This is a genomic window from Psychrobacter sp. 1U2 (assembly GCF_051847575.1).
Genome location: NZ_JBPYDC010000268.1, coordinates 1 through 1,286, shown reverse-complemented (window position 1 = coordinate 1,286; position 1,286 = coordinate 1). Strand labels below are relative to the sequence as shown.

1 protein-coding gene and 1 pseudogene are annotated in these 1,286 nt (G+C 39.2%); one reads left to right on the top strand and one right to left on the bottom strand.

Going from position 1 to position 1,286, the window contains the following annotated elements; translation table 11 throughout:
• A pseudogene (locus tag ACS8FD_RS15065) lies at positions 1–204 on the top strand (hypothetical protein); the annotation flags it as partial.
• A 113-nt stretch (positions 205–317) separates the two neighbouring features.
• On the opposite strand, the gene ACS8FD_RS15060 reads toward ACS8FD_RS15065, so the two are convergent.
• A complete protein-coding gene (locus ACS8FD_RS15060) occupies positions 318–899 on the bottom strand; it encodes a tetratricopeptide repeat protein (protein WP_439262657.1) in 582 nt (193 codons plus the stop codon).
• Between the last annotated feature and the right edge of the window lie 387 nt (positions 900–1,286).

Genomic DNA, 1,286 nt, shown 5'->3' with positions numbered 1-1,286 from the left:
TTTTCAGTCAAGCTCTGTCGTACACCAGAGCTCATCCAAGATTCGGATTATGCAGCACTCAAAGAGCATGGCTATGATGACGAGGATATTTTAGATATCACGGGTATTACCGCGTTTTTTGGTTTATCTAATAGAATGGCAATTGTAATGAACATGCAGTCCAATGAAGAGTTTTATACAATGGCTCGTATGCCGAGGAAGTAGAAGCTATCTAATTTACTTAATTATTTATCGTTAGGTAGACACAAAAAATCCAGCTTAAAGGCTGGATTTTTTATTATCAACTTTTTATCTGTTGAAGTTAATTATCTTATAGCTTATTTGCTTTGGAACCAACGATCCGCTTGGTTACGAGCGCTTGCAATATCTGAGCTTGATAGGTTTAATGCTAATTGACCGATTTTACCACGTGCTTTATTACGTACTTTTTCGTCTAGCATGCCATCACGAGCAGCGAGGTCATACCATTTATATGCATCGACTAGATTTTTTTGCTTCTCATCTAGCAGTGCAAGCGTATAGCTGGCACGATTGTCGCCACGCATCGCGGCTTTCTCTAACCATACACGAGCCTGTTGTAAGTTTGGCTTCACGCCTTCACCGCGCAAATACATGATAGCTAAGTTTAACTGAGCAGGAGCAACCCCTTGCTGAGCCGCTTTAGTGTACCACTGAATTGCCTGCTGGGTATTTTGAGCAATACCTTCACCCTTTTGCAAGCGCTTGGCCAGATAAAACTGGGCATGATCGCTACCTTGAGCGGCACGGTTAGACAGCTCGCTAACAGGCATCAGCTCAAAACGCGACGTATCAAGTGGTACGTTTGAGATTAGCTCAGCGTTGGCCAATCCGGCACAAGAGAACAAAGCAGTAAACAAGGCGGCTTTTAATAATTTCATAGCAGCTCCAAAATTAGGCAGTTGATAAGCAATGGATAAAGTTTATCGCCAACACTTATGTTATAAGGCAACACTATCGCAGATTCTATTTTGCAGTATGAACTTACCTAGTTGTTAGCAAGGTGATATCAACTATGAATATAATCTTTATCATTTACGCTAAATCAACAGATAAGCAGTTGTAATGAGGGTGTCATCGACACTATTTTGCTAGCTTACCACCCGAAGTTACGAAACTCAAATACTAATTACTCATTTTAACGTCGTTTTGAGCATTATAGAATGTAACAAAATCATACGGTTATTAAGCTGTAAGAATGAATATACAGAATATAATACTTATTTAGCTACTAATAAACTTAATCACAGTCCTTTAATATAATAAAT

Excerpts from the sequence above, each read along its gene's own strand:
- ACS8FD_RS15060 (WP_439262657.1), bottom strand. The coding sequence starts at position 899 with ATGAAATTATTAAAAGCCGCCTTGTTTACTGCTTTGTTCTCTTGTGCC.